We start from the raw sequence: 25,396 nt of genomic DNA, 5'->3' as shown, positions 1-25,396 counted from the left end.
GCTCCCACAAGGAATGTACAACGCCGCCCCATGTGGGAGCGGGCTTGCCAGCGATGAGGCCATCATGGGCAACACAAATCACCCACCCTGCCGATAAGGCAAAGCCGCCCTCGCCTCCTCGGCATACGCCAACACCCCCACCCGCTCCTGCTCGAGAAAGTTGCTCACCGCCGCATTCAACCCCGGATGCAACAGGTAATGCCAGGAGCGAGTAATGACCGGCTCAAACCCCCGAATCAATTTGTGCTCGCCCTGGGCACCGGCATCGAACCGCTGCAGCCCCTGGGCGATGGCGTAGTCCATGCCCTGGTAGAAACAGGTTTCGAAATGCAGCCGGTCGTATTCGTCCAGGCAGCCCCAGTAACGCCCATAAAAACTGTCGCCGCCTACCAGACTGAAGGCCATGGCCACGGGCTTTGCGCCTTGCCTGGCCAGCACCACCCGAATCGATTCGGGCATGCGCTCGGCCAGCAGGCTGAAGAACTCGCGAGTCAGGTAAGGCGACTGGCGTCGCACGGCATAGGTATTGGCGTAGCAGGCATGGACAAAGTCCCACTCGACCTCACTCAACTGATGGCCCAGGTACCAATCGAACTCGATGCCATGCCCTGCCACTTGCTCGCGCTCCTTGCGCATTTGCTTGCGCTTGCGCGAACTCAAGGTGTCGAGAAAGTCCCGGAAATCCCGATAACCCCGGTTCTGCCAGTGAAACTGACAACCCAGCCGCTCCAGCCAGCCTTCGCGCCCACGCAGCAGTGAGTCAGCGAGGGCATCGGTGAAGTTGATGTGCATGCCGGTCAGCCCCTGCACCGTCAAATCCTGCGTGAGCTGATCGATCAACCAGCCCGCCGCCTCGGGGTAGCCCAACAAGCGCGCACCGCTGACCGGAGAAAACGGAATGGCGCACAGCAGTTTCGGGTAATAGTCGATACCGGCACGGGCACAGGCATCCGCCCACCCGTGGTCGAACACATACTCGCCATAGGAATGGGTTTTCACATAGGCCGGCAGTGCGGCGAGCAACTGACCCTGGCCATCGACCGCCAGCCGGTGGGATGGCATCCAGCCGCTGCGCTTGCCGACACTGCCGCTATCCTCCAGTGCACTGAGAAAAGCGTGGCGAACAAAGGGTTGCGCGCCGGGTAACAGGGCATCCCAGGCGGCGGCATCGAGATCGGCGAGGTGGTTGAGCGTCAGAGTTTGCATCTGCGCAGTCTGACCTGTCGCACAAGCGAAAAAAAGCCCCGCACAGGGCGGGGCTTAAAAGAGGAGCAAATAACGGAATAGCGAAACTTAGAACACGTACTGCGCGCGCATTACGAAACCGTCACCGCTGTCGTCGCCCACAGCGTTGGTGGCGTTATCGGTCTTGGCCTTGACGTAGACGCCGCTGAGTTTGATGCTCTCGTTGGCATACCAATTCAAACCGACGTTGTGTACCTTGCCTTCGACATCGTCGAGGGTGGCGAAGGCACCATTGTCGTCTTCGGCGCTGATATTGTCGTAGCGATAGAACACTTCCCAGGCACCGATCTGCTTGTTCGAAGGCTTGATAGCGTCGAACTTGCCGAGCTTGTAACCACGAGCCTCACCGGTGAGGGTGTAGGCAAGCTGAGCGTAGTAACCGTCGGCCTTGATATCCGAGAAGGCTGGGGCGTCCGCTTCTACTTCACGCTTGATGTATTCACCTTGCACGGAGAATGGGCCCAGGGCCCAGGCCGCTTCCAGCCCCCAGGCGCTATCGGTGTCGTAGGCGCCGACCGGTGTTGCCGCGTTACCACCGAGCAACAGACGGTTGCCGTTGTTGCCTGCATCCTGGCCGCCATCGGTGCTCACGCCACGCATGCCCAGGCGGCTGCGGATACGGCCGTCGAAGGCGGTGTCGGACAGGTCGCGTTGAGCGTAGTTGACGCCAAAGTGCAGCACGTTGCCCGCTTCGTGCATCGGGGCGAAGACGCCGCGCAGGTTGAACTGCTTGGTGCTGTCACCGTCCTTGTCCTGGTTGGTGGCGTCTTTGGCGAACACACCCACCGAGCCATAGAGCGAATCGCCGGCGTTACCGGAAGCCTGAATGCCCATACCGCCGTTGTGGGAGTTGGTCCAGTCGACCAGATCATAGGCAGCGTTACGTTCCTGGGCCGTTACCCACTTGGAGCTGGTGGCCTTTTCCAGACCGAACTCGGGGTCGAAGCGACCCACTTTGATCGAGACCGGCTTGAAGCCGTTGTAGGCCAGAGACGCTTCGTCGAAATAGCCGTCTTCGGTGCGGTTGTCGCCACCGGAGTTGTGGGAAAAGTCGTAGCTGATCAAGTAAGCCCAATCGGTGTACATGACACCGCCAAGCTCCAGGTAAGCGCGACGGAAGTAACCGGCATCGGCGGTATCGCCGTTTTTGGTGTAGAAGCCATCGAAGCGGCTGTAGTCGGCCTGCACACGACCACCCAGTTTGAAACTGAATTCTTTGTCGGTGGTGGCAACCTCCAGGCCGCCTTTGGTCTTGACTACGATATCAGCGCCGTCTGTGGTTACAGTACCCGCGAAAGCCTGGGCGGTTACGGCGAGGGCCAGCGCGCTGGCCGCGAAACCGGCGAAGTGCTTACGGATCATCTAAGAATTCCCCTATCTATGGTCTTGATTGCGTTGGAAAACACGCGGTCAGGGCCGCTTTGTGTTGGGAGGGAATCTTGGCGTGGGGTTATGTCAGATCAGTGGCTGTTATATAAATATTTTGTGACAGCGGAACTTTTTACTTCGAATGGAAGTAAGGCCATAACACCCCGTTGCAGGGCTTGTGGCAGGTTTTGAATTGGGGATCAGGGATTATTGGCGTCGCGTTGCCGTGCTACAAGCTCTGCAGCCAGTTGTTCAGCGTTGGTCACCGCAGGCTCCGGCATTTTTCTGACCGTGGCCTGCATCAGCCGCATTTGCTTGATGAAGCGACGGCAGTTCGGACAAAACAACAAGTGGTGGCGAACCAGCAGGCGCTGGCGAAAACTCAATTGCCCATCCAGGTAATCGCTGGAGCGCGCGACTTGTTCCTTGCAGGTCAGCATTGGCCGGTTTCCTCGTAATGTTCCAGGGTCGCGAAGACCTTGAGCCGTGCCCTATGCAACAGCACTCGCACATTGGAGAGCGAAATCTCGAGAAGATTACAGATCTCCTCCAGTTCCAAACCTTGCCGCTCGCGCAGTATCAAGACGCCGCTCTGTAGCTCCGACAGGCTGAGCAGGGTGTGCTCAAGACACTCGCGCAATTGCTCCTCGCTGAGCAAGGCTTCAGGCGTATCTTCATGCCATTGGGACGGAGCGACCCGCCAATGCCCTTCGACAGAGAAGCGCTCGTCGCCCACCGTACCATGGGGCGCAGGCAAGTCGTCGAGCAGCACTTCGCGACGGTTCTGCCTGTAACGCCCCTTCGCCGCATTGGCCGTAATGCTCAGCAACCAGGTCTTGAGGCTCGAACGGCCCTGGAACCCGGCCAGATTGCGCACCACGGCCAACCAGGCATCCTGTACCGCCTCGTCAGCCTGGCGGTTGCCGACAATGGCGTAGGCCACCGCCCGCATGGCCCCCTGATAAGTGTCGACCAGTTCCCGATAGGCTTTCTGCTCGCCGGCCAGCAAACGCGCCAACAGGCGAGAATCGTCAGCAGCTGCCATTCACTACCTCATCTACACATTCCCTGGCCCGCCAGAATAAAGCGCCTTGAACCGGCGCTTCCATCCGCAAGTGCAGCAGGGTAGTGGCGAAAAGTCAGCCCTTTTATAGAAAAAAGCCACGCCCGGCGCAGGAACTTTCAGAGGCTCAACGTTTACGCAGGATCACACTGCCAATCGAATACCCGGCGCCAAAGGAACTGAGTACGCCCAGGGCGCCCTTGGGCAGATCATCCTGATGCTTGTGCAAGGCAATGACCGAACCTGCCGAACTGGTGTTGGCGTAGGTGTCGAGAATGACCGGCGCCTCGTCGACGGCGGCTTCGCGGCCCAGCAGCTTCTTGACGATCAGGTGGTTCATGCTGAGGTTGGCCTGATGCAGCCAGAAACGCTTCACGTCAGTGACGTTCAGGTTGTTTTCGGTCAGGTGCTGGCCAATGAGCTCGGCGACCATCGGGCAGACTTCGCGAAACACCTTGCGCCCTTCCTGGACGAAGAGCTTGTCCGGTGCACCAATACCCTCTTCTGCCGCGCGGTTGAGGAAGCCGAAGTTGTTGCGGATGTTGTTGGAGAACTGGGTCAGCAACTTGCAGCTGACAATATCGAACTGATAGGGCGAAGTAGCCAGGTCGGCACGCTCGACAATCACAGCCGTGGCGGCATCGCCAAAAATGAAGTGGCTGTCACGATCGCGGAAGTTCAGGTGACCGGTGCAGATTTCCGGGTTTACCACCAGCACGGCGCGGGCCTGGCCCAGTTGTACGGCGTTGCAGGCCGCATGGATACCGAAGGTCGCCGAGGAACAGGCGACGTTCATGTCGAAACCGAACCCCTGGATGCCCAATGCCGCCTGCACTTCGATGGCGATGGCCGGGTAGGCCCGCTGCAGGTTGGAACAGGCAACGATCACCGCGTCGATGTCTGCCGCTGTCTTGCCGGCGCGCTGCAAAGCCTGCTCGGCAGCGGCAACGGCCATTTGGCAGAGGATCGAGTGCTCGTCATTGGAACGCTCCGGTAGACGGGGCGCCATGCGCTTGGGGTCAAGGATGCCTTCCTTGTCCATGACGAAACGGCTCTTGATCCCGGATGCCTTTTCGATAAAGGCCGCATCCGATTCGGTCAGTGCCTCGACCTCACCGCGCTCGATGGCCGCGGCATTGTCGGCATTGAATTGCTGAACATAACTATTGAATGACTCCACCAGCTCTTCATTGGAGATACTGTTGGCCGGGGTGTACAGGCCAGTGCCGCTGATGACGACGTTATGCACGGTCATTCCTCTATTCAATTCCATTGCGCGTGCAACGGGCTGTTCAGGCAGTAATGCATTGGCACTAACGTGCCAATACCAACAGGGATCGATCCAGCTGTGCGGAACAATGCTTCGCGCTTGATCAAGCCCGATGCGTTTGACGGGGCTGTCCAAACGTATCGGGGTTATTTAACGACGAAGTGTGCCATATTTGCTGGAGTTTGGCGCCTAGGCTTCGACTTGACTCCATTGTTTACTCAAGCGCTTGTCGGAAATCGGCACCCGGGTACCCAGCTGCTGGGCGAACAGCGAAACCCGGTATTCCTCGATCAGCCAGCGGTACAGCTCCAACTGCGGATCGCGCTTGCCTTCCTGGGCATGCTTGCCGGCCCGCGCCTGGTATTGCGCCCACTGCCCGGCCAGCTCGATGCTCCAGACCCGGTCCTTCTGCACCTGAGCCGGAAGCTTTTCCAGGCGTAATTCAATGGCCTTGAGAAAACGCGGTAATTCCTTGAGCCATGGGGCCGGAGTCTCGCGCACAAAGCCCGGGTACACCAGCTGACTCAACTGTTGCTTGATGTCATTGAGCGCAACTGCCTGGGCCAGGTCGATCTTGCCTTTGAAGCGCTTCTGCAAGCCGTGCCACAGCTTGAGGATGTCCAGGGTCAAGCGCGCCAGGCGCTCGGCATGCTCGGTCCAGGCGCCACGCTTGCGCTCGGCCAGCGAGGCCAGCCCGGCACCGTCGCGCGGCAGATGCTCCTCTGCGTCGAGAATGCAGTTGTCCAGGCTCGCCAGCAGGATGTCTTCGACCAGTGCATCGACCCGGCCCATCTCACGGTAAAGCAGGCCCAATTCGGTCAGCCCCGGCAGCTTGCCCCGCAGGAATTTTGCCGGCTCCGCCAACTGCTGCAGCAACAGGCGCTGCAGCGCGCGTCGGTGCTGGAACTCTGCTTCTGCCTGGGTCGAGAAGCGGCCTTCCTTGACGGTGCCACCCTCTTCTACCAGCGCCGGATATACCGTCATGGAAAGCCCGGCGATCTTCTGCTGGGCCTTTTCTGCCACCGGCGCGAAGACCTTGGCCTCCACGGGCTGCTGGCTTTTCGCCGACTGCGGTGCGGCCAGGGCAGCCTGGCTCGCTTGCGCAAAGCGTGCGGTCAGTTCAGCCAGATCGCGTCCCTCGCCCAGAAACTTGCCCTGACCGTCGAGGACTTCCAGGTTCATCTTCAAGTGGCTGTCGAGTTGCTCGGCCGCCTCGGCCCAGGCCTCGTCGCTGACCCGTGCACCGGTCATGCGCAGCAATTCACGCCCCAGCGCCTGAGGCAACGAACCCTCGGCAAACGTCATCCGCTGCAGCGCGGCCTTGACGAAGTCCGGTACCGGCACGAAATTCTTGCGAATGGCCTTGGGCAGGTTACGTACCAGGGCGATGCATTTGGCTTCGAGCAAACCTGGCACCAGCCATTCCAGCCGCTCGGCCGGCAGGGCTGGCAACAACGGCGCCGGCACCCGCACCGTCACGCCATCGCGCGGATGATTGGGCTCGAAGTGGTAGCTCAAGGCCAGGGTCAGCTCGCCCAGGCGCAGGGTGTCGGGATACTGCGCTGCCGTGACTTCGCTGGCCTCGCGGGCCAGCACGTCCTCTTCACGCATGATCAGTAATTGCGGGTCTTTCTGGCTGTGGACCCGGTACCAGCTGTCGAACGTCGCCGTCTGATGAATCTCGGCCGGCAGGCGCGCCTCATAGAAGCCGTAGAGGGTTTCTTCATCGGCGAGGATGTCCCGTCGCCGCGCCTTGGCCTCCAGTTCGTCGAGCTGCTCGAGCAAGCGGGTATTGGCGGCCAGGCACTTGGCCCGCGATTGAATCTCGCCGCGCACCAGCGCTTCACGAATGAACAGCTCACGGGCCAGCGACGGCTCGATCGGGCCGTAGTGCACGGGCCTGCGACCGACCACGATCAGGCCATACAGGGTGACCTGTTCGTAGGCCACCACTTGCCCGCGCTTCTTCTCCCAGTGCGGTTCGAAGTGGTTCTTCTTGATCAGATGCCCGGCCAGCGGCTCGATCCAGTCCGGCTCGATCTTGGCGACCATGCGCGCATACAGCTTGGTTGTCTCGACCAGCTCGGCGGTCATCAGCCATTGCGGGCGCTTTTTACCAAGCCCGGAGGAAGGGTGAATCCAGAAGCGCCGTTGCCGCGCGCCCAGGTAGTCGCCCTCTTCGGTCTTCTGGCCGATCTGGCTGAGCAGACCGGACAGCACCGCCTTGTGCAGCTTCGGGTAGTCGGCCGGCTCTTTATTGATGCTCAGCTGCAAGTCACGGCAAATCAGACTCAACTGCCGGTGAGCATCGCGCCACTCGCGCAGGCGCAAGTAATTGAGGAAGTTCTTGCGGCACCAGTTGCGCAGCGGGCTGGCGGTCAAGGCCAGGCGCTGTTCCTCGAAGCCACGCCAGAGATTGACCAGTGCGGCGAAATCCGAATCGCTGTCTTTCCACTGGGCATGGGCCTGGTCGGCAGCCTGTTGACGCTCCGGCGGGCGCTCGCGCGGGTCCTGTACGGACAGCGCACTGGCCACGATCAGCACTTCCTGCAGGCTGCCTTGCTTGTTCGCTTCGAGCAACATGCGGCCCAGACGCGGGTCGACCGGCAGGCGCGCCAGTTGCCGGCCCAATGGGGTCAGCTGGTTTTCCCGGTTGACCGCCGAAAGTTCCTGCAGGAGGTTGAAGCCATCGCTGATGGCCTTGCCGTCCGGCGGCTCGATAAACGGAAACGCATCGATCTCGCCCAGGCGCAGATGGAGCATCTGCAAAATCACCGCCGCCAGGTTGGTGCGCAGGATTTCCGGATCGGTGAAGCCCGGACGGCCGTTGAAATCCTCTTCGCTGTACAGGCGCACGCAGATACCCGGTTCTACCCGTCCGCAACGACCCTTGCGCTGATTGGCACTGGCCTGGGACACCGCTTCGATCGGCAGCCTTTGCACCTTGGCCCGGTAGCTGTAGCGACTGATCCGTGCCGTGCCGCTGTCGATCACATAACGGATGCCCGGAACGGTCAGCGAGGTCTCGGCCACGTTGGTGGCCAACACGACCCGGCGACCAGGGTGGGACTGGAAAATCTTCTGCTGTTCGGCCGGTGACAGGCGCGCGTAAAGGGGCAGGATCTCCGTGTGCTTGAGCTGGGCCTTGCGCAGCATTTCCGCGGCGTCGCGAATTTCGCGCTCTCCGGGCAGAAACACCAGCACGTCGCCCGGGCGCTTGCCCTCGCTGCGTTCGAAGGCGGCAATTTCATCGAGGGTTGCGAGAATCGCCTGGTCGACCGTGAGGTCATCCTCGACCCGGTTGCCCTCTTCGTCCTGTTCGGCAGTCAGCGGCCGGTACCAGGTATCGACCGGGTAGGTACGCCCGGAAACCTCGATGATCGGCGCATCGTTGAAATGTTTGGAAAAGCGCTCCAGGTCGATGGTCGCCGAGGTGATGATCACCTTCAGGTCCGGACGACGCGGCAGCAAGGTCTTCAGATAGCCCAGCAGGAAGTCGATGTTGAGGCTGCGTTCATGAGCCTCGTCGACGATGATCGTGTCATAGCGTTCGAGGAAGCGATCATGCTGGGTTTCGGCGAGCAGGATACCGTCGGTCATCAGCTTGACCAGGGTGTTGGCATCGCTCTGGTCTTCGAAACGCACCTGGTAACCGACCAGCGCCCCCAAGGGCGTCGCCAGCTCTTCAGCCACCCGGGTCGCCACGCTGCGTGCGGCAATCCTGCGGGGCTGGGTATGGGCGATCTGGCCATGCTGGCCGCGACCCAGCTCCAGGCAGATCTTCGGCAACTGGGTGGTTTTGCCTGAACCGGTCTCGCCGGCAATGATCAAGACCTGGTGTTCGTTCAGGACTTTCTTGATCTCATCGCGCTTGGCGGCGATCGGCAGGCTGTCGTCGTAGCGAATGCTCGGCACGCTGCTGCGCCGGGCGGTGACCTGAGCGAAGGAGGCCTGCACCTTCTCGACCCACTGTACCAGCCTGGCTTGATCCGGCTTCTTGCGCAGCTCGTGCAATTGACGGCGCAGGCGATGGCGGTCGGCGATCATCGCCTGATCGAGGTTTTTCAGCAGTTGGTCGATAGCGGCAGATTGGTCGGTCATCAGGTACGCAGAATTCTTTTGAGTGGCGCAGGTGAGCCTGCTTTGACGTGGTCAGCACATATAAGCGGGCGATTGTCGCAGATTTGCCCTGCCCAGCACGACCCCGACGCATTGCGGCGATTGTTTAGTCAAGCCACGAGCAAAGGTTCACAAATCCTAATTTAATGAACCTTCAACGCCGTGGGAGTATCCAGCCATGATTTCGCTCGTGCATTTGCTTCGTCGTCAGCTGCGCCCTTCCTTCCCGAAGGTGCGAGCCCGTCCGTGCGAAAATCCCCTCTTCCATATCATTCTGGCCTTCTGGGCGCTGTGGCATTGCCGTCATGCGCGCCCACCAGATGTAGCCCTCGCGTTGATTTGAATCCGTTGGCCCAACCGCGGCCGACTTCAATCCGATGACGACCTGCCCGCCGCTACCGGCAGGCGGTCACTGTGCGCCTCGATGGCGCAGCGAGAGCCCCATGCAATTTGCCAGTGTGCAGCAAGCCCAGGATTTTCTGGCGCAGAACCCCGATATCGAAATGTTCGAGCTGTTCATCCTCGACGCCAACGGTGTGCCCCGCGGCAAGCTGTTGCACCGCGAGGAACTGCTGGCCGTTTACCAAAGCGGCCGCCCGCTGCCCAGCACCATGCTCGGGCTGACCCTCAATGGCGATGACGTCGAAGATTCGGGGCTGGTCTGGGATGTGGGCGATATCGATTGCCGCGCCTACCCACTGGAAGGCAGCCTAGTGCGCATGCCCTGGCGGCAGATTCCTACTGCTGCCGTGCAAGTCTGCATGCACCCTGCCGAAGGCATGCCGGCCACCGTCGCCGACCCGCGCCATCTGCTGGTCAAGGTGATCGACGCACTCAAGGCCGACGGCTACCACCCGGTGATGGCCTGCGAACTGGAGTTCTACCTGCTCGACCAGAAGCGCGATGAGCAGGGCCGTCCACAACCGGCACTCGACGCAGACGGCGGGCGCCCGCGCAGCACCCAGGTCTACGGCCTGCGTGAACTGGAACAGATCGAACCCTTCCTGGCCGATTTGTATGCCGCCTGCAAGGCCCAGAACATTCCGGCGCGCACGGCGATTTCCGAGTATGCCCCCGGCCAAGTAGAGATCACCCTGGAGCACGGCGACGCATTGCTGGCCATGGACCAGGCCGTACGCTACAAGCGTATCGTCAAGGGCGTGGCGCATAAACATGGCATGCAGGCCTGTTTCATGGCCAAGCCGTTCGACCACCTGGCCGGCACCGGCATGCACATGCATGTGAGCCTGGCCGACGCCGACGGCAACAACCTCTACGCCAGCGAAGACAAGGCCGGCACCCCGCTGCTGCGCCAGTCGGTGGGCGGCATGCTGGCCCTGTTGCTCGATTCCTTGCTGCTGTTCTGCCCCAACGCCAACTCCTACCGCCGGTTCCAGGCCAACAGCTACGCGCCGCTGGCGCCGACCTGGGGCATCGACAACCGCACTGTCAGCCTGCGTGTACCCGGTGGCCCGGCCTATACCCGGCATATCGAGCATCGCATCTGCGGCGCCGATGCCAACCCTTACCTGGCAGCCGCGGCGATTCTGGCCAGCATTCATCACGGGATCCGTGAAAACGTCGACCCGGGTGACCCGGTCGAAGGCAACGGCTACGCCCAGGCCAAGGTGTTGCTGCCCACCGACTGGCTGACTTCACTGCGGGCATTGGAACAATCGAGCTGGGCCCGCGATGCCTTGGGCAAGGCGTTTCTTGGCGTCTACCTGGCAGTCAAGCGCGCCGAGTACCAGCAGTTCATGGCTGAGGTCGGTGAACAGGACTGGCGTTGGTATCTGACCCAGGCCTGACCCGCGACCACTCATTTAAAGGATCGATGCCATGACTGCTGCCATGCACAGTTTCACCGGCCCTGCCCAGCGCAGTGCTTCTTACTACACCGCCAGCCTCAACGACGCGACCGAGTACCCGATGCTGCAGGGCCAGGTCAGCGTCGACGTGGTGATCATCGGCGGCGGCTTCACCGGGGTTGCCAGCGCGGTAGAGCTGGCCGAACGCGGGCTCAAGGTCGCGATCGTCGAAACCAATCGCATCGGCTGGGGCGCCAGCGGGCGCAACGGCGGCCAGGTTACCGGCAGCCTGTCGGGCGATGAAGCCATGCGCCAACAGATGCGTGCCCGCCTGGGCGATGAGGTGGACGATTTTATCTGGCACCTGCGCTGGCGCGGCCACGAGATCATCAAGCAACGGGTGAACAAGTACGCGATTGCCTGCGACCTCAAGCATGGCCACTTGCATGCGGCGATGAAGCCTTCGCATATGGAGGAGCTGCAGGCGTTTCGCGACGAGGCGCAGCGACGCGGCATGGGCGATCAGGTAACCCTGCTCGATCAGGCCGGCATGCGTGAACACCTGGCGAGCGATCTGTACCTGGGCGCGCTGAAGAACACTCGCAATATGCACCTGCACCCGCTCAATCTGTGCCTGGGCGAGGCACGTGCCGCGCACGGCCTGGGTGCGTTGATTTTCGAGAATTCCGAGGTGCTGGACATTGTCCATGGCGACCGGCCTGCGGTGGTCACGGCCCACGGCCGGATCGATGCACGTCAGGTGCTGTTGGCCGGTGACGTTTATCACAAGCTTGAGCGCAAGCAGCTCAAGGGCAAGATCTTCCCGGCCATGGGCGGGATTGTCACGACGGCTCCCCTGGGCGATCTGGCGCGCAAGATCAACCCGCAGGATCTGGCGGTGTATGACTGCCGGTTTGTTCTCGATTACTACCGCATGACAGGCGATGGCAGGCTGCTGTTTGGTGGCGGCGCCAATTATTCGGGGCGTGACTCGCGGGATATCGCAGCGGAGCTGCGACCATGCATCGAGCGTACGTTCCCTGAATTGAAGGGCGTGGATATTGAGTTCCAGTGGAGCTGTGCCATGGGCATCGTGGTGAACCGCATTCCGCAGCTGGGCAAGCTTTCGGATAATGTCTGGTATTGCCAGGGGTACTCGGGGCATGGCATCGCTACCAGCCATATCATGGGCGAGATCATGGCCGAGGCGTTGACCGGTACGCTGGCGAAATTCGATACCTTTGCCGGGTGCAAGCACATCAAGGTGCCGTTGGGGGATGTGTTTGGCAATCCGATGCTGGCGGTGGGGATGTGGTATTACCAGATGCTGGAAAAGCTGCGCTGATCACTGGTTGGAAGGCCGACAAAAAACCCCGCAATCGCGGGGTTCTTGTTGAATCAGGCATCAGGCTATTTTCTTCAGCCCCAGCTTCTTCATCTCTTCGTCACGCAGCTCCCGACGCAGGATCTTGCCCACGTTGGTCGTCGGCAACACATCACGGAACTCGACAGACTTCGGCACCTTGTATGCCGTGACGTTGGCACGCATATGCGCCATCACCTGCTCCTTGGTCAAGGTCACACCCGGCTTGGCAACCACAAACACCTTGATCGCCTCACCGGACTTCTCGTCCGGCACACCGATGGCCGCGCATTGCATCACGCCCGGCAAGGTTACCAACACATCTTCGAGTTCGTTCGGATAAACGTTGAAGCCGGACACCAGAATCATGTCCTTCTTGCGATCGACAATCCGCAGATAGCCATCGGGCTGAATCAGCGCGATATCGCCCGTCTTCAACCAGCCTTCGGCATCGAGCATCTCATCGGTTGCATCCTGGCGCTGCCAGTAGCCCTTCATGACCTGCGGGCCCTTGACGCACAACTCACCGACGCCACCCAAAGGCTGCTCCTGGCCGGCGTCATCGATGATCTTGCACAGGGTCGAAGGCACCGGAATACCGATAGTGCCAATCTGGATTTTCGTCGACGGATTGACCGTAGCCACGGGGCTGGTTTCAGTCATGCCGTAACCTTCGCAGATCGCACAGCCGGTGACTTCCTTCCAGCGTTCGGCAGCCGCCAGTTGCAAGGCCATGCCGCCAGACAACGTGAGCTTCAAGGCCGAGAAGTCCAGGTTGCGGAACTCCTGGTTATTGCACAACGCCACGAACAGCGTGTTCAGCCCCACGAAGCCGGTGAACTTCCACTTCGACAGTTCCTTGACCATGGCCGACATGTCGCGTGGGTTGCTGATCAGGATGTTGTGGTTGCCGATCAACATCATTGCCATGCAATGAAAGGTGAACGCATAGATGTGGTACAGCGGCAGCGGCGCGATCAGGATCTCGCAACCTTCCTTGAGGTCCGAGCCCATCAAGGCCCGGCACTGCAACATGTTGGCCATCAGGTTGCGGTGCGTCAGCATTGCGCCCTTGGCCACGCCCGTCGTGCCACCGGTGTACTGCAGCACGGCCACGTCGTTTCTGTCCGGGTTGGCATCCTTGACGGGTTGCCCTTTGCCCTGGCTCAACGCATCGTTGAGTTTGATGGCATTGGGCAGACTGTAGGCCGGCACCATTTTCTTCACGTACTTGATGACGCTGTTGACCAGCACGCGCTTGACCGGCGGCAGGATGTCACCTACTTCGGTGACGAAGACGTGTTTGACGCCCGTCTTGGGAACGACCTTTTCAGCCAGGTGCGCCATGTTGGCCAGGCACACCAGAGCCTTGGCGCCGGAGTCGTTGAACTGGTGCTCCATTTCACGGGCGGTGTACAACGGGTTGGTGTTGACCACGATCAGCCCGGCGCGAATGGCACCGAACACAGCGATGGGGTATTGCAGCAGGTTCGGCATCTGCACGGCGATCCGGTCACCCGATTGCAGGTCGGTATGCTGTTGCAGGTAGGCCGCAAAAGCGCCCGACAACTCATACAGCTCGCCGTAAGTAAGCGTTTTGCCCAGACTACTGAAGGCCGGCTGATTGGCGAAACGCTGACAAGACTGTTTCAATACCGCCTGGATATTCGGAAACTCATCTGGATTGATATCGGCAGCAATCCCAGCCGGGTACTTATCCTTCCAAAAATTTTCGACCATGGAAGCCCACTCCTCCAGAGACAGCGCGAATTCTACACCGCAGTTGATGCGATTATTATTGATATGGTTCTCCGGTTTATTGCAAACCGAAAGATCAAAAGCGCGCCGAGAGTAGCAGCTTTGCCGGGGAGCTACTAGGGCTAGAACGCTTAAAAAAGTCACAAAAATGACTTAGCAGAACTCAATGGTCATTTTTAGAGTAAAAATACTAAGCGTCGCAAAAGAGCTCTATTTCAAGCATTTCATAGGGGCTTGAAGGCCAATCGCGGGCAAGCCCGCTCCCACAAAGACACCATCGTGCCTGTGGGAGCGGGCTTGCCCGCGATGCAGACACCACCTAACTCAAGCGATATCCCGCAACTCCCGCCGCAGAATCTTGCCCACCGGCGTCATGGGCAACGAATCACGCAGCACGATGTGCTTGGGCACCTTGTAGCCGGTGAAATTCTCTTTGCAGTAAGCCTTCAACTCTTCGACGCTGACACCGTTGTCACGGGCCACCACAAAAAGCTTCACCGCTTCGCCCGAACGCTCGTCCGGAATGCCGATGACTGCACAGCTGGCGACTTTCGGGTGTGCCATCACCACGTCCTCGATTTCATTCGGGTACACATTGAAACCGGAGACGATGATCATGTCCTTCTTGCGATCGACGATGCGTACGAAGCCGTCCGAGTCGATCACGGCAATGTCGCCGGTTTTCAACCAACCCTCGGCGTCCAGGGTTTCGGCGGTGGCATCGGGACGCTGCCAATAGCCTTTCATGACCTGCGGGCCCTTGATGCACAACTCGCCGCGCTCGCCCAGCGGCAATTCATTGCCGGCATCATCGATCACCTTCAGCGCCGTGCCCACTACCGGAATACCGACAGTGCCCAGGCGCGCCTTGTCACCGTAGGGGTTGGTGCAGGCCACCGGCGAGGTTTCGGTCAACCCGTAGCCCTCGACGATGCGGCAACCGGTCAAGGCTTCCCAGCGCTCGGCCGTGGCCTTGACCAGCGCGGTACCGCCTGAGTTGGTCACTTTCAGGTTGGAGAAGTCCAGGGTCTTGAACTCCGGGTGCTCCATCAGGGCAACAAACAGGGTATTGAGGCCCAGCAAGGCAGAGAACCGCCATTTCTTCAGTTCCTTGATGAAGCCGCCGATATCGCGCGGGTTGGTGATCAACACGTTGTGGTTGCCGGTCACCATCATGCACATGCAGTTCGCGGTGAAGGCATAGATGTGGTACAGCGGCAATGGCGCGATCATCACCTCCTGCCCTTCCTTGATGATCTTCTGCCCGTCCGGCCCGTGCTGGGAGAAGCAGGCCATGACCTGCTGCATATTGGCGACCAGGTTGCCGTGGGTCAGCATCGCGCCCTTGGCCAGGCCCGTGGTGCCACCGGTGTATTGCAACACCGCGATATCTTCCAGGCCGATATTCACAGGCTTCAGGCCATGCCCACGCCCCTGCTTGAGCGCCGTCTTGAATGACACCGCCTGGGGCAAGTGATAGGCCGGGACCATTTTCTTGACCTTGTCTACCACGGTGTTGACCAGCCAGCCCTTGGCCGGCGGCAGCATGTCGCCCATCTTCGCTTCGATGAGGTATTCGATGCCGGCGTCGGGCAGCACTTCCTGCACCAGCTTGCCGAACAGGTTCAGGTAGACCAGCGCCCTGGCACCGGAATCCTTGAACTGATGGCGCATCTCCCGGGCGGTATACAAGGGGTTGGTGTTGACCACGACAAGGCCGGCGCGCATGGCACCGAACACCGCGATGGGGTATTGCAGGACGTTGGGCATTTGCACGGCGATGCGATCGCCGGGCTTCAGATCAGTATGTTGCTGAAGGTAAGCGGCAAACGCCGAGGAGTAACGCTCGACTTGCGCATAGCTGAGGGTAACGCCCATATTGCTGAACGCTGGGCGATCGGCGAACTTCTTGCACGAGCGCTCAAAAACCTCGATTACCGATTTATAGGCACCCAGATCCAGTTGTGTAGGGACGCCTGCGGGGCGCTTATCATTCCAGAAATCAGGTTGCATTATTCTTGTCCTCTTGCCTGCGCCGGTCCGGCCGCACCGCGTGTTTGCGAGTACGGGCTTTCTGGACGTTAGCAGTTATGGGGGGAGTGGCAAATATACAAACCCGCGTCATTTACATTGTGAATCTTATTGCTGGTCCAACTTCAATCCAGAGGATGCGCTCTACAATGTCCCAGCCCCCCGTGCATAAGGAATCGCCAATGAATCACGATGCTTTCTGGCTGCCGGCAAGCGACCACTGCAGCCTTTACGTCTATCAGTGGCTACCGTCGGGCCCACCGAAAGCCGTGGTTCTCCTCGCCCACGGGATGGCTGAACATGCCGCGCGCTATCATCGCCTGGGCGAGGCCCTGAGCGCCGCCGGCTATGCCCTGTATGCTCACGACCAGCGTGGCCATGGCCGGACCGCCGAACTGGGCACCCTGGGGCTGTATGCCAAAAACAAAGGTTGGTGCAAGGTGGTCGACGACCTCGGCCTGATGAGCCAGTACATCGGCCAGCAACAACCCGGTACTGCGCTGTTTCTGTTCGGTCACAGCATGGGCAGTTACATCGCCCAGGCCTATCTGCTGCACCACAGCGCCAGCCTGCAGGGGGCGATTCTCAGTGGTTCGAACTTCCAGCCGGTGGCGCTTTACCGCAGTGCCAGCCTGATCGCCCGCTTCGAGCGTTGGCGCCAGGGCCCGAACGGGCGCAGTGCCTTGATCGAATGGTTGTCGTTTGGCAGCTTCAACAAGGCGTTCAAACCCACGCGCACGGCCTTCGACTGGCTCAGCCGCGACCCGGACGAGGTCGACAAATACGCCAACGACCCGCTGTGCGGCTTTCGCTGTACCAATCAACTCTGGCTGGATCTGCTGGCCGGCTTGCAGCAAATCAGCAAACCGGCCAATCTTGCCCAGGTCGATCCGAACCTGCCGCTGCTGATCATTGGCGGCGAATGTGATCCGGTGAGCGAAGGCAAGCGTCTGAAAAATCTGAGCGATGCGTTTCGACGGGCGGGCAATCAGCATTTGCAGCTCAAGCTCTATGCTCAGGCGCGCCACGAATTGCTGAACGAAACCAATCGCGAGGAAGTCACCCGCGATGTGATTGACTGGCTCGATCAGGCCTTGAGCCTCCAGCGCCCGGCGCGTACCGAGTAGTTTCCAATTAATTTTTGCAAGGATTCCCTGCCAAATGACCCAGGTCACCAACACCCCTTACGAAGCCCTTGAGGTCGGCCAGACCGCCAGCTACAGCAAGACCGTCGAGGAACGTGACATCCAGCTCTTCGCAGCCATGTCCGGTGACCACAACCCTGTGCACCTGGACGAAGCGTTCGCTGCCGCGAGCATGTTCAAGGAGCGCATTGCCCACGGCATGTTCAGTGGCGCACTGATCAGCGCCGCGGTCGCCTGCGAACTGCCTGGCCCGGGCACCATCTACCTTGGCCAGCAATTGAGCTTCCAGAAGCCGGTGAAAATCGGCGACACCCTGACCGTGCGCCTGGAGATCCTCGAGAAGCTGCCAAAGTTTCGCGTGCGTATCGCCACTCGCGTGTTCAACCAGCGCGAAGAGCTGGTAGTGGACGGCGAAGCCGAAATCCTCGCCCCGCGCAAGCAGCAGACCGTCACCCTGCCGACCTTGCCGCCGATCAGCATCGGCTGATCACGCTGCCGCCTGAGTGCGCTATAACTGGCTCAGGCGGCGTTCGATAAAGCGGCGTTCCGGCTCCACCCGAGTCAAGCCCAGCGCAGTTTCAAAGGCCTGGCGTGCCTGTTCGGTCAGCCCCAGCTGGCGGCAGAATTCGGCCTTGGCAGAATGCGCCAGGTGATAGTCGAGCAACTCGCCGCGCTCGAAGATCGCCTCGACCAATACCAGGCCGGCCTGCGGCCCATCGCGCCGAGCGATGGCTGCCGCGCGATTGAGCTCGATCACCGCAGACGGCACCGCCCGCAACAGGACGTCGTACAGAGCGACGATCTGCTCCCAGTCCGTGTCGGCCGCCGTCGCCGCCTCAGCGTGCACCGCAGCGATCGCGGCCTGCAGGCCATAAGGCCCGAAGCGTCGGCTACGCAGGGCCTGTTCGACCAGCGCACAACCCTCGGCAATCAATGGCCAGTCCCATAGCGAACGGTCCTGTTCATCGAGCAGGATCAGCTCGCCGTCGGCCGATGTCCGCGCCCGGTTGCGCGAAGCATGTAACAGCATCAGCGCCAACAGGCCCATGACCTCAGGGTCGGGGAGCAGTTCCAGCAACAGCCGCCCCAGGCGGATCGCCTCCTCACTCAGGTCATTGCGGGTCAGGCTGGCACCGCTGGAGGCCGAATAACCTTCGTTGAACACCAGGTAAATCACCCGCAGCACGCTGTCCAGCCGCTCGGGCAACTCCGCCCGGGAGGGCACCTGGTAGGGAATCCGCGCTTCGCGAATCTTGGCCTTGGCGCGCACGATGCGCTGGGCGATGGTTGCCGGACTGCTGAGGAACGCCCGGGCGATTTCCTCGGTCGTCAGGTCGCAGACTTCCCGCAGCGTCAAGGGCACCTGGGCGTCGGCCGCCAATGCCGGGTGGCAACAGGTGAAGATCAGCCGCAGGCGATCGTCTTCCACTTCATCCTCACAAAAATCCGGTGCCTGGAGTGCTTCCAGCGCCTCGGCCAAGCGTGCCTGGGGGGCCTCGAAACGGGCACGGCGACGCAGGCCGTCGATTGCCTTGAAGCGACCGGTGGAAATCAGCCAGGCCCGCGGGCTGGCCGGGATACCATCGCGCAGCCAGCGTTCGACGGCAATGAAGAAAGCCTCCTGCATGGCCTCTTCAGCCAGGTCGAAATCACCGAGCAGACGAATCAGCGTCGCCAGAATCCGCCGCGATTCCTGGCGATAGATAGCCTCTACCTGCTGACGGACTTCGGCTTCGGCGACCATCAGTTCGGCATTTTCCGGGTCACGACGTCGACCAGGCGATCGAGGCTTTCACCCCAGCCACGGTGAAACCCCATTTGTTCGTGGGCCTGGCGGTCAGCATCACTCCAATGCAATGCACGGGCGGTGTAGCGAGTGTGGCCGTGGACGTCATCCAGCGTCACGATCACCGTCATGAAGGCTTTTTTCGACGGTATCCAGCCCGGCCGGAAGGCATCGGTGAAGACAATCCGTTGTGGCGCGAAGATCTCCAGAAAGACCCCCTCGTTGGGATACTCGCTGCCATCGGGCGCGCGCAAGACGGTGTGGAACAAGCCTCCAACCCAAAGCTCCATTTCGCAGATCGGCGTGGTCATGCCGTGCGGTCCCCACCATTGGGCCAGCAGCTCGGGTTCGGTCCAGGCCCGGAATACCTTGGTGCGAGGCGCGTCGATCAGGCGACTGATGGACAGCTCATGTTCGGCCTTCGCCGGGCCGGTGGGTTGAAGGCTCATCCTGGTCTTTCTCCGTTGGTTCAGGGTTGAAGTTCACGTACCGGCCGCACCTCAACACTGCCCACCCGAGCCGCCGGAATCTTGCCGGCAATTTGCAAGGCTTCATTGAGGTCCCTGGCGTCGACCAGGTAGAACCCGGCCAGTTGCTCCTTGGTTTCGGCAAAGGGACCATCGGTAATGCTCATGTGTCCGTTGCGCATGCGCACTGTGGTTGCCGTCTGGGTCGATGACAGCGCTTCGGCGGCAATCATTCGACCACTGCCTTGAATGGTCTGGGCATAGGCCAGGCATTCGGCATCGGCCGGGCTGTCGGGATCGCTGTGCAAAATGCATTCGTCGCAATAGACCAGACAGAGGTATTTCATGGGCTTCTCCAGGGCACGTAAAACAACTATGGCTGCACAATGGACATTTTGCGAAAGCGCAATTGGACATAAAAACTGCGCTTTTCAGCTCAGGGCTCAAGGTTGAACAACGCCTTGCTGGTTTCCATATCGAAGGGTGCCGACCAGTGCTCATGCACGACTTTCCATTGCCCGCCGATGCGCTGGTAACCTGCGGTGACGCGCATGTAGCAACTCTGGTCTTCGCCTTCCCCTTGCGCCGGCCCGCAGTGGGTCAGCCAGTGGGCGAACGCGACATCTTCGGCCGCAGCGATTTTCAGTTGCTCGAACTCGAAGATGCCTGCTCCCGGGCACTGCTCCAGGCAGGCTTCCCAGTGGGCGCGATAGGTTTGCTTACCCTTGAACTGCAGCGCCTTGACCGCATCGAAGGCGACGATGTCGTCGGCATAGGGCTGCACGATGCCATCCATGTCCTTGGCGACCACGGCGCGTTGCCAGCGCTCGATCAGGGCACGAATTTCGGTTTCGGCGGTGGTGCGGGTTTCAACGTTCATGATCGTTCTCCTTTCAGGCAATGGCGGGAGTGCTCGTTGACAGCTCCCATGGCTATCAAGCGAAGTCATGGATAGTCGTTTGACCCGAACAAGAATCGACAAGCTCACTGAAAATTGTGAAAAGAGTTGTACGCAGGCGCAGCGGCGGCCGCAGAATGGGCCAGTGAGGGTCTGCACAATGAAAGAGAAATCGATGCAAGCACGCCTCGTCCCCTATGCGGCGCTCAGCCAATTGCAGGTCGCGCACTTGAAAAGACTTGAGGTGCGCCCCGAGCAATTGGACGCCTCGGGTGATATCGAGTCAGCCCTGTATACCCTGCTCAATCGCCCTGCCCCCGGGATAAGGGGTTTTGCCTTGCTGGTCGACGACCGGCCTGTGGCGTTTCTGTTGCTCAAACGCCCCCCCTTCCTGCCACTCTGGGCCGATGAAAACGCCGCCTCGCTTCATGCGTTTCAAGTGGATTGGCGTTTCCAGGGGCGAGGCCTGGGCAGAGCCTGCCTGCAGGCCCTGCCCGGCGTCGCGCGCGGCGCATGGCCTGAAATCACCCAACTGATGCTCTCGGTCGACCCCCACAACCAGGTCGCACTCAACCTTTACCTTTCCCAGGGCTGGGTCGATTGTGGAGAAGCCTATCGGAGCAAGTTCGGCTATGAGCGCAAGCTGGTGCTTGCGCTCTCAACCGTCATGGCTTGATCGGCAACCAGATCTCGACGGTTCCGCTGCCCGTCAGCGGATTGAAGTCTGCGCTGTAACGCTCGAACTCCGGCGTATCCGCCGCCTGTTTGCCCGAAACCGGCAACCAGGTTTTCCAGATGGCCTGGAACGTCTTGCTGATGCTGGAGATGGGGCCACGGTGCTCGAACACCGCGTAATGCTGAGGCTCGAGTACAACCGAGCGAAAGCGTGGCGGCAATCCTTTTGTCGTACTGACCCTGACGCCGGCGATGTATTCGAAACTGTCGCCTTCCGGATTGCAGCACACACCATAGGTTTCCCCGCCCTGCTGGCCGGGAACCTTGCCTATGAATGGTTCGAACGCCTGCCAGAGCGCCGGGATGCCGCTGTTAGTCTCCAGGGTGTAGCGCTCGCCGAGCCCGGCGATGATGAACGAAGATCCATTTTCATAGCGTACCGGGGCAACCCCCGAATCCTGTGGGTCTGACATGCTTCACACTCATGACGATAAATGATCTCAACAACCATAGACGTTTCTGAGCCAGGGTCGAAGTTTTCTTGCCGGGTCGATGATCGCCGGGGAGCCCCTGCGGGACTCCCCGGGCGATCTCAAAAAAAGAGCCCCTTACGGAGCTCTTTCTCGTTAATGACCGCCCAATAACCCGACATTGGACTTTTTCGCCTTTTTCTCATGGCGTTTTTCGATGGCTGTCTTGGCGGGTTTTTTCTTGGTGGACTTCTTCGCATCGAGACCTTTCATGGCCAGGCCCTCCCGATTAAGGCAACGCCTGTCTGGCGCTGCAAGCACTGATTATAGACCCGCTGGCGCAAGTGATGAGGCGACGATGAATTCCTGGTAGCCGGAAACGATGACATAGAACGCGAAGTAGCAAAAAATGCCCGCCGAAGCGATGTAGGAGTATTTAAGCAGCTTGTCGCCGAGCAGTTTTCCGCCGTGGGTCGCGGCCAGGCACAACGAAATCGTCCAGGCCAGGCCAGCGCAGAAAAAGCCCGCCAGAAACAACCCCGCATCCACGGCACTGCCACTGCCGGAACGGGAAATCAGCACCCCACCGACCGCGGCAAACCACAGAATCGCGCTCGGCGAAGACATGGCCAGAAAAATACCCCGGGAGAACTCCTTCCACGAGGAGCCGACCACCACCTCACCCTCTGCCGACACGACCGTGGCGCTGTTGAACGCCGCCAGCAGCATCTTCACTGCGAAATATACCAGCAGCGCCGAGCCGCCGACCCACAGTACCCAACGGACCGACTCGTACTGCAAAAGCACGGTCATGCCGGCCAGGGCAAGCAGGGCATAGATCAGATCGCCGACACAGGTGCCCAGGCCAAGCCAGAAGCCTTGCAGGTAACCGCGTTGCATGGCCAGGGTAATCATGGCGATATTGGCCACGCCGATGTCGAGGCACAGCGAAAGGCTCAGGAGAAAGCCGTTGGAAAAAGGCATGAGTGATCTGCTGTCTTGAGAGTGAATGGGCGCATGGGAAGAAATTGCCGCAGCGGCGGCATTCTACTAACGTCTGTGGCTCGGGAAAAACTGCCAACGTCGAGACTACCAATGAATGCCACCCGCTTGCCCTCCTCCCGCCTCACTCCTCCTTCGCCTTCCTGATCCGCAGCGCAGTCGCACCGATGATCAATACCGCAAGCGGCGCCAGGAACAGGGTTGCTTCCTTGGGGCTTATATCCAGGCCCAGGCTGTGCAAGCCGCCATACAGCAGCTTGAACAGGCTGAGCAGATAGTAAGTGATCGCGATGATCGACAATCCTTCGACCGCTTTCTGGATCTTGATCTGGGTGGTCGCGCGGGTGTGGAGGCTGTGCAGGATTTCCGTGTTCTGCTCTTCGACTTCCACCTGAACCCGGGCCTGCAGCAGTTCACCCAGATTGGCGACGCTGTCGCTCAGACGCTCCAGCCGTTGGTTGGTGGCCAAGCAGTAGCGTACCGTTGGCTTGAAGCGGCGCTCGATGAAAACCCCCAACCGTTGGCAATCGCCCAGATGGCTTTCGCGCAGTTCGGCGATGCGTTCGAACACGATCTGGGCATAGGCTTCGGCGGCGCTGAAGCGCTGGCGCGTTTGGGCTGTCGTGCGAACGATCCTGGCCGACAGCGCCGAAATATCGCTCAGGATCAGCCGCGCGGTCGCACTGTTGGCGATGGCGTTCTGGTCCGAGAGCCGGGCCCATTGTTCGTCGAACACCTTGAGCTGCTGGCTGACCTCTTTGGCCACCGGCAAGGCCAGCGACGCCATCATTCGATAGGTTTCGATCTCCAGCAAGCGACGGACCATTCGCCCAAGCCGATAGGCATTGAGCGAGCGATTGATCAGCAGCAGTCGATTGCTGCCGCCTTCGGTCAACTTGAAATCGCTCCAGACGATGGCATCGCCACTGCCGATGTGCGAGCCGGCCGGGTCCTTGAAGCCATAGCGAGCGGTTTCGCCTGCCCAACTTTGCTCGGACTCGACCAGGATCTGCGTGGCGTTGATCAGCAGATGCTCATGGCCACGCACCAGCGCTGTCAGGCTCTCCGGGAAGGTCGGCCAGAGCTCGGCATCGGCCGATCTGGGCACCACCAGGGTCAGCGACAGGAACTCGGTGTGACGTTCCCACTTCAAGTCATGCCCGTCGAGCTTAAGCAGGCCCTGGGCCTGTTGCTGCACCTGCTGATTGTCCGTTGCAGGCGATGCATAGAGCCTGCCGATGACTTCTTCGAGCGCGCCATCGCGTTCCAGCAACGCCAGGTGGAACACATGGGCCGGTTCGTTGAAATAGATCGAGGGGCGAGAGTGGAGCTCATTATGCAGTTCGAATCGCAAGGCATGCATGGCGCAATATCATCGCAAGTAAGGATGTAGCAGTGACGCCACATTGAATTGGGCGGTCACCTGCCCTTTGCCGGACAGGTTGATCGGCCCGTGATGGCGCGCGATCATGCGAAACCTTTCGGGCGACGTTTGAAGTCCCCCCGGCTTAACCGGTAAGCGAGATCGAGCGATGAGCAGCGAATTGAAGGTTGAAGACATTCAACTGGGCGATGGCAAGGCAGTGGTCAAGGGTGCCTTGATCACCACCCAATACACGGGTTGGCTGGAGGACGGCACGGTTTTCGATTCTTCCCATGAGCGCGGCAAGCACTTCCAGTGCGTGATCGGCACCGGCCGTGTGATCAAGGGTTGGGACCAGGGCCTGATGGGCATGAAGGTCGGCGGCAAGCGCAAGCTCTTCGTGCCGGCGCACCTGGGGTATGGCGAAAGAGCGGTTGGCGCGCATATCAAGCCCAACTCAAACCTGATCTTCGAAATCGAGCTGCTGGAAGTGCTGACGCGGGATGATTGAGGGAACGAGGGAAGACCGCCAAGGGAGCCCCTGCGGGACTCCAGCGCAGCCTGACGGCAGCGGCTACGCCGACCGTGGAACGCCGACCCCATGTAGCCGCTGCCGAAGGCTGCGCTCGCGTGCGCAGCGCGCGCAAGATCTCAAGATCGCCGGGGAGCCCCTGCGGGACTCCAGCGCAGCCTGGCGGCAGCGGCTACGCCGACCGTGGAACGCCGACCCCATGTAGCCGCTGCGGAAGGCTGCGCTCGCGTGCGCAGCGCGCGCAAGATCTCAAGATCGCCGGGGAGCCCCTGCGGGACTCCAGCGCAGCCTGGCGGCAGCGGCTACGCCGACCGTGTTGAGCAGCCATGTTGCGCCGAGTGCCGCCTCCCGAAATGGAATCCAGCGTCTATGCTCTCTCCCACGACGTTATGCCCACCCTGTTTCTCCATAGCCATCACACGGAACGTACGCCTATGAAACAACTTCGCACTCTGACCCACGCCATCGCTCTCGCCTCGCTTATGTCGGCAGCCAGCTTCTCGGTCCATGCAGACGAAGTGTTCATAGGGGGCACAGCGATAGAAGATAATGTGGTCACCCAGGTCCTCGCCGTCGATGCGGCCAACCATCGGGTGACGGTGGAGGGACCCAATGGCAGCAAGATACCTATTCAACTGAGCGATCAGGCCAAGAACCTGCACAATCTGAAAGTCGGTGATCAGGTCAACGTGGATGTCACTCGTTCGGTCGCTGCGGTGCTCAATACTGAAGTGGGTGGTGCACCGGGGGCAAGCCAGGAAACCGCGGTCGCGCGCGCAACCAAGGACAATCCCAACCCAGGCGGCGAGGCATACCGTCAGATCAAGATCACCTCGAAGATCACTAAAATTGACCTGGATAAGCATCAGGTGACGCTGATGCCACCTGAAGGCAAGGAAAAAGTGGTCACCGTCGAAGACCCAGAACTTCGGGCTCGGATGAAAAATCTCAAGGTCGGCCAGACGGTGGACGTCATTTATACCGACATCCTGAAAATCACCACCAAGCATAAAAGCTGATATTCAGCTTCTCG

General features: G+C 60.3%; 22 protein-coding genes. 7 read left to right on the top strand and 15 right to left on the bottom strand.

From position 1 onward, the window contains the following. Nucleotides 1-78: 78 nt before the first annotated feature. The 6 genes from NVV94_RS06910 to hrpA form a co-directional block, all read right to left on the bottom strand. A complete protein-coding gene (locus NVV94_RS06910; protein ID WP_258446478.1) occupies nucleotides 79-1,206 on the bottom strand; it encodes a GNAT family N-acetyltransferase in 1,128 nt (375 codons plus the stop codon). 87 nt (nucleotides 1,207-1,293) lie between these two features. Further along, entirely contained in the window at nucleotides 1,294-2,607 is a 1,314-nt protein-coding gene (locus NVV94_RS06905) for an OprO/OprP family phosphate-selective porin (protein WP_258446477.1), read from the bottom strand. Between the two features lie 206 nt (nucleotides 2,608-2,813). After that, nucleotides 2,814-3,053 (bottom strand): anti-sigma factor, encoded by a 240-nt coding sequence (locus NVV94_RS06900; RefSeq protein WP_258446476.1) that lies wholly within the window; start codon nucleotides 3,051-3,053, stop codon nucleotides 2,814-2,816. Further along, nucleotides 3,047-3,658, bottom strand: coding sequence for an RNA polymerase sigma factor (locus tag NVV94_RS06895; RefSeq protein ID WP_258446475.1), 612 nt, complete (start codon nucleotides 3,656-3,658; stop codon nucleotides 3,047-3,049). Before NVV94_RS06895 ends, NVV94_RS06900 begins: the two co-directional genes overlap by 7 nt. A 145-nt stretch (nucleotides 3,659-3,803) precedes the next feature. Further along, nucleotides 3,804-4,925 carry a beta-ketoacyl-ACP synthase III gene (locus tag NVV94_RS06890; protein ID WP_258446474.1) on the bottom strand — a complete coding sequence of 374 codons (1,122 nt, stop codon included), beginning with the start codon at nucleotides 4,923-4,925 and terminating at the stop codon, nucleotides 3,804-3,806. A 210-nt stretch (nucleotides 4,926-5,135) separates the two neighbouring features. Next, complete coding sequence (gene hrpA / locus NVV94_RS06885) at nucleotides 5,136-9,047, bottom strand: ATP-dependent RNA helicase HrpA (RefSeq protein WP_258446473.1); 3,912 nt, start codon at nucleotides 9,045-9,047, stop codon at nucleotides 5,136-5,138. Between the two features lie 461 nt (nucleotides 9,048-9,508). Here hrpA and NVV94_RS06880 point away from each other — a divergent pair, with 461 nt between their 5' ends. Together NVV94_RS06880 and NVV94_RS06875 are read left to right on the top strand one after the other, a co-directional pair. Further along, nucleotides 9,509-10,873, top strand: coding sequence for a glutamine synthetase family protein (locus NVV94_RS06880; protein ID WP_258446472.1), 1,365 nt, complete (start codon nucleotides 9,509-9,511; stop codon nucleotides 10,871-10,873). Nucleotides 10,874-10,904: 31 nt separating this feature from the next. Beyond that, nucleotides 10,905-12,218 carry an FAD-binding oxidoreductase gene (locus NVV94_RS06875; RefSeq protein ID WP_258446471.1) on the top strand — a complete coding sequence of 438 codons (1,314 nt, stop codon included), beginning with the start codon at nucleotides 10,905-10,907 and terminating at the stop codon, nucleotides 12,216-12,218. A 60-nt stretch (nucleotides 12,219-12,278) separates the two neighbouring features. Here the strand turns inward: NVV94_RS06875 and fadD1 are convergent, their stop codons facing one another. Then, complete coding sequence (gene fadD1, locus NVV94_RS06870) at nucleotides 12,279-13,976, bottom strand: long-chain-fatty-acid--CoA ligase FadD1 (protein ID WP_258446470.1); 1,698 nt, start codon at nucleotides 13,974-13,976, stop codon at nucleotides 12,279-12,281. A gap of 342 nt (nucleotides 13,977-14,318) precedes the next feature. Beyond that, nucleotides 14,319-16,007, bottom strand: coding sequence for a long-chain-fatty-acid--CoA ligase FadD2 (gene fadD2 / locus NVV94_RS06865; RefSeq protein WP_258446469.1), 1,689 nt, complete (start codon nucleotides 16,005-16,007; stop codon nucleotides 14,319-14,321). 200 nt (nucleotides 16,008-16,207) lie between these two features. Between fadD2 and NVV94_RS06860 the strand changes: the two genes are divergently transcribed. Continuing rightward, the gene (locus tag NVV94_RS06860; RefSeq protein WP_258446468.1) at nucleotides 16,208-17,152 is read left to right on the top strand and encodes an alpha/beta hydrolase; all 945 of its coding nucleotides are present in this window, start codon (nucleotides 16,208-16,210) and stop codon (nucleotides 17,150-17,152) included. Between the two features lie 34 nt (nucleotides 17,153-17,186). Continuing rightward, entirely contained in the window at nucleotides 17,187-17,657 is a 471-nt protein-coding gene (locus NVV94_RS06855; protein ID WP_258446467.1) for a MaoC family dehydratase, read from the top strand. Between the two features lie 21 nt (nucleotides 17,658-17,678). On the opposite strand, the gene NVV94_RS06850 is transcribed toward NVV94_RS06855, so the two are convergent. The 4 genes from NVV94_RS06850 to NVV94_RS06835 form a co-directional block, all read right to left on the bottom strand. After that, on the bottom strand, nucleotides 17,679-18,914 hold the full coding sequence (locus NVV94_RS06850; protein WP_258446466.1) for an RNA polymerase sigma factor: 1,236 nt from the start codon (nucleotides 18,912-18,914) through the stop codon (nucleotides 17,679-17,681). Beyond that, on the bottom strand, nucleotides 18,914-19,405 hold the full coding sequence (locus NVV94_RS06845) for an SRPBCC family protein (protein WP_258446465.1): 492 nt from the start codon (nucleotides 19,403-19,405) through the stop codon (nucleotides 18,914-18,916). The genes NVV94_RS06850 and NVV94_RS06845 overlap by 1 nt, the downstream gene beginning before the upstream one ends. A gap of 20 nt (nucleotides 19,406-19,425) precedes the next feature. After that, nucleotides 19,426-19,770, bottom strand: a complete 345-nt coding sequence (locus tag NVV94_RS06840) for a YciI family protein (RefSeq protein WP_258446464.1) — start codon at nucleotides 19,768-19,770, stop codon at nucleotides 19,426-19,428. A gap of 89 nt (nucleotides 19,771-19,859) precedes the next feature. Next, nucleotides 19,860-20,303, bottom strand: a complete 444-nt coding sequence (locus NVV94_RS06835; protein WP_258446463.1) for an SgcJ/EcaC family oxidoreductase — start codon at nucleotides 20,301-20,303, stop codon at nucleotides 19,860-19,862. A 193-nt stretch (nucleotides 20,304-20,496) separates the two neighbouring features. Here NVV94_RS06835 and NVV94_RS06830 point away from each other — a divergent pair, with 193 nt between their 5' ends. After that, nucleotides 20,497-20,997 carry a GNAT family N-acetyltransferase gene (locus tag NVV94_RS06830; RefSeq protein WP_258446462.1) on the top strand — a complete coding sequence of 167 codons (501 nt, stop codon included), beginning with the start codon at nucleotides 20,497-20,499 and terminating at the stop codon, nucleotides 20,995-20,997. Here the strand turns inward: NVV94_RS06830 and NVV94_RS06825 are convergent. The 3 genes from NVV94_RS06825 to NVV94_RS06815 form a co-directional block, all read right to left on the bottom strand. Then, nucleotides 20,987-21,469 carry a GyrI-like domain-containing protein gene (locus NVV94_RS06825; RefSeq protein ID WP_258446461.1) on the bottom strand — a complete coding sequence of 161 codons (483 nt, stop codon included), beginning with the start codon at nucleotides 21,467-21,469 and terminating at the stop codon, nucleotides 20,987-20,989. The two genes, NVV94_RS06830 and NVV94_RS06825, sit on opposite strands and share 11 nt — an antisense overlap. A 321-nt stretch (nucleotides 21,470-21,790) precedes the next feature. Next, nucleotides 21,791-22,450 carry a LysE family translocator gene (locus NVV94_RS06820; protein WP_258446460.1) on the bottom strand — a complete coding sequence of 220 codons (660 nt, stop codon included), beginning with the start codon at nucleotides 22,448-22,450 and terminating at the stop codon, nucleotides 21,791-21,793. Nucleotides 22,451-22,592: 142 nt separating this feature from the next. Further along, nucleotides 22,593-23,831 carry a DUF3422 domain-containing protein gene (locus NVV94_RS06815; RefSeq protein ID WP_258446459.1) on the bottom strand — a complete coding sequence of 413 codons (1,239 nt, stop codon included), beginning with the start codon at nucleotides 23,829-23,831 and terminating at the stop codon, nucleotides 22,593-22,595. A gap of 169 nt (nucleotides 23,832-24,000) precedes the next feature. Between NVV94_RS06815 and NVV94_RS06810 the strand changes: the two genes are divergently transcribed. Both NVV94_RS06810 and NVV94_RS06805 read left to right on the top strand, forming a co-directional pair. Then, a complete protein-coding gene (locus NVV94_RS06810; RefSeq protein ID WP_258446458.1) occupies nucleotides 24,001-24,342 on the top strand; it encodes an FKBP-type peptidyl-prolyl cis-trans isomerase in 342 nt (113 codons plus the stop codon). 455 nt (nucleotides 24,343-24,797) lie between these two features. Then, complete coding sequence (locus NVV94_RS06805) at nucleotides 24,798-25,382, top strand: hypothetical protein (RefSeq protein WP_258446457.1); 585 nt, start codon at nucleotides 24,798-24,800, stop codon at nucleotides 25,380-25,382. The last annotated feature ends 14 nt before the right edge of the window (nucleotides 25,383-25,396 follow it).

Origin of the sequence: Pseudomonas sp. LS1212, from assembly GCF_024741815.1 — a bacterium.
Classification (GTDB): domain Bacteria; phylum Pseudomonadota; class Gammaproteobacteria; order Pseudomonadales; family Pseudomonadaceae; genus Aquipseudomonas.
This window is presented reverse-complemented; position numbering and strand designations above follow the sequence as displayed.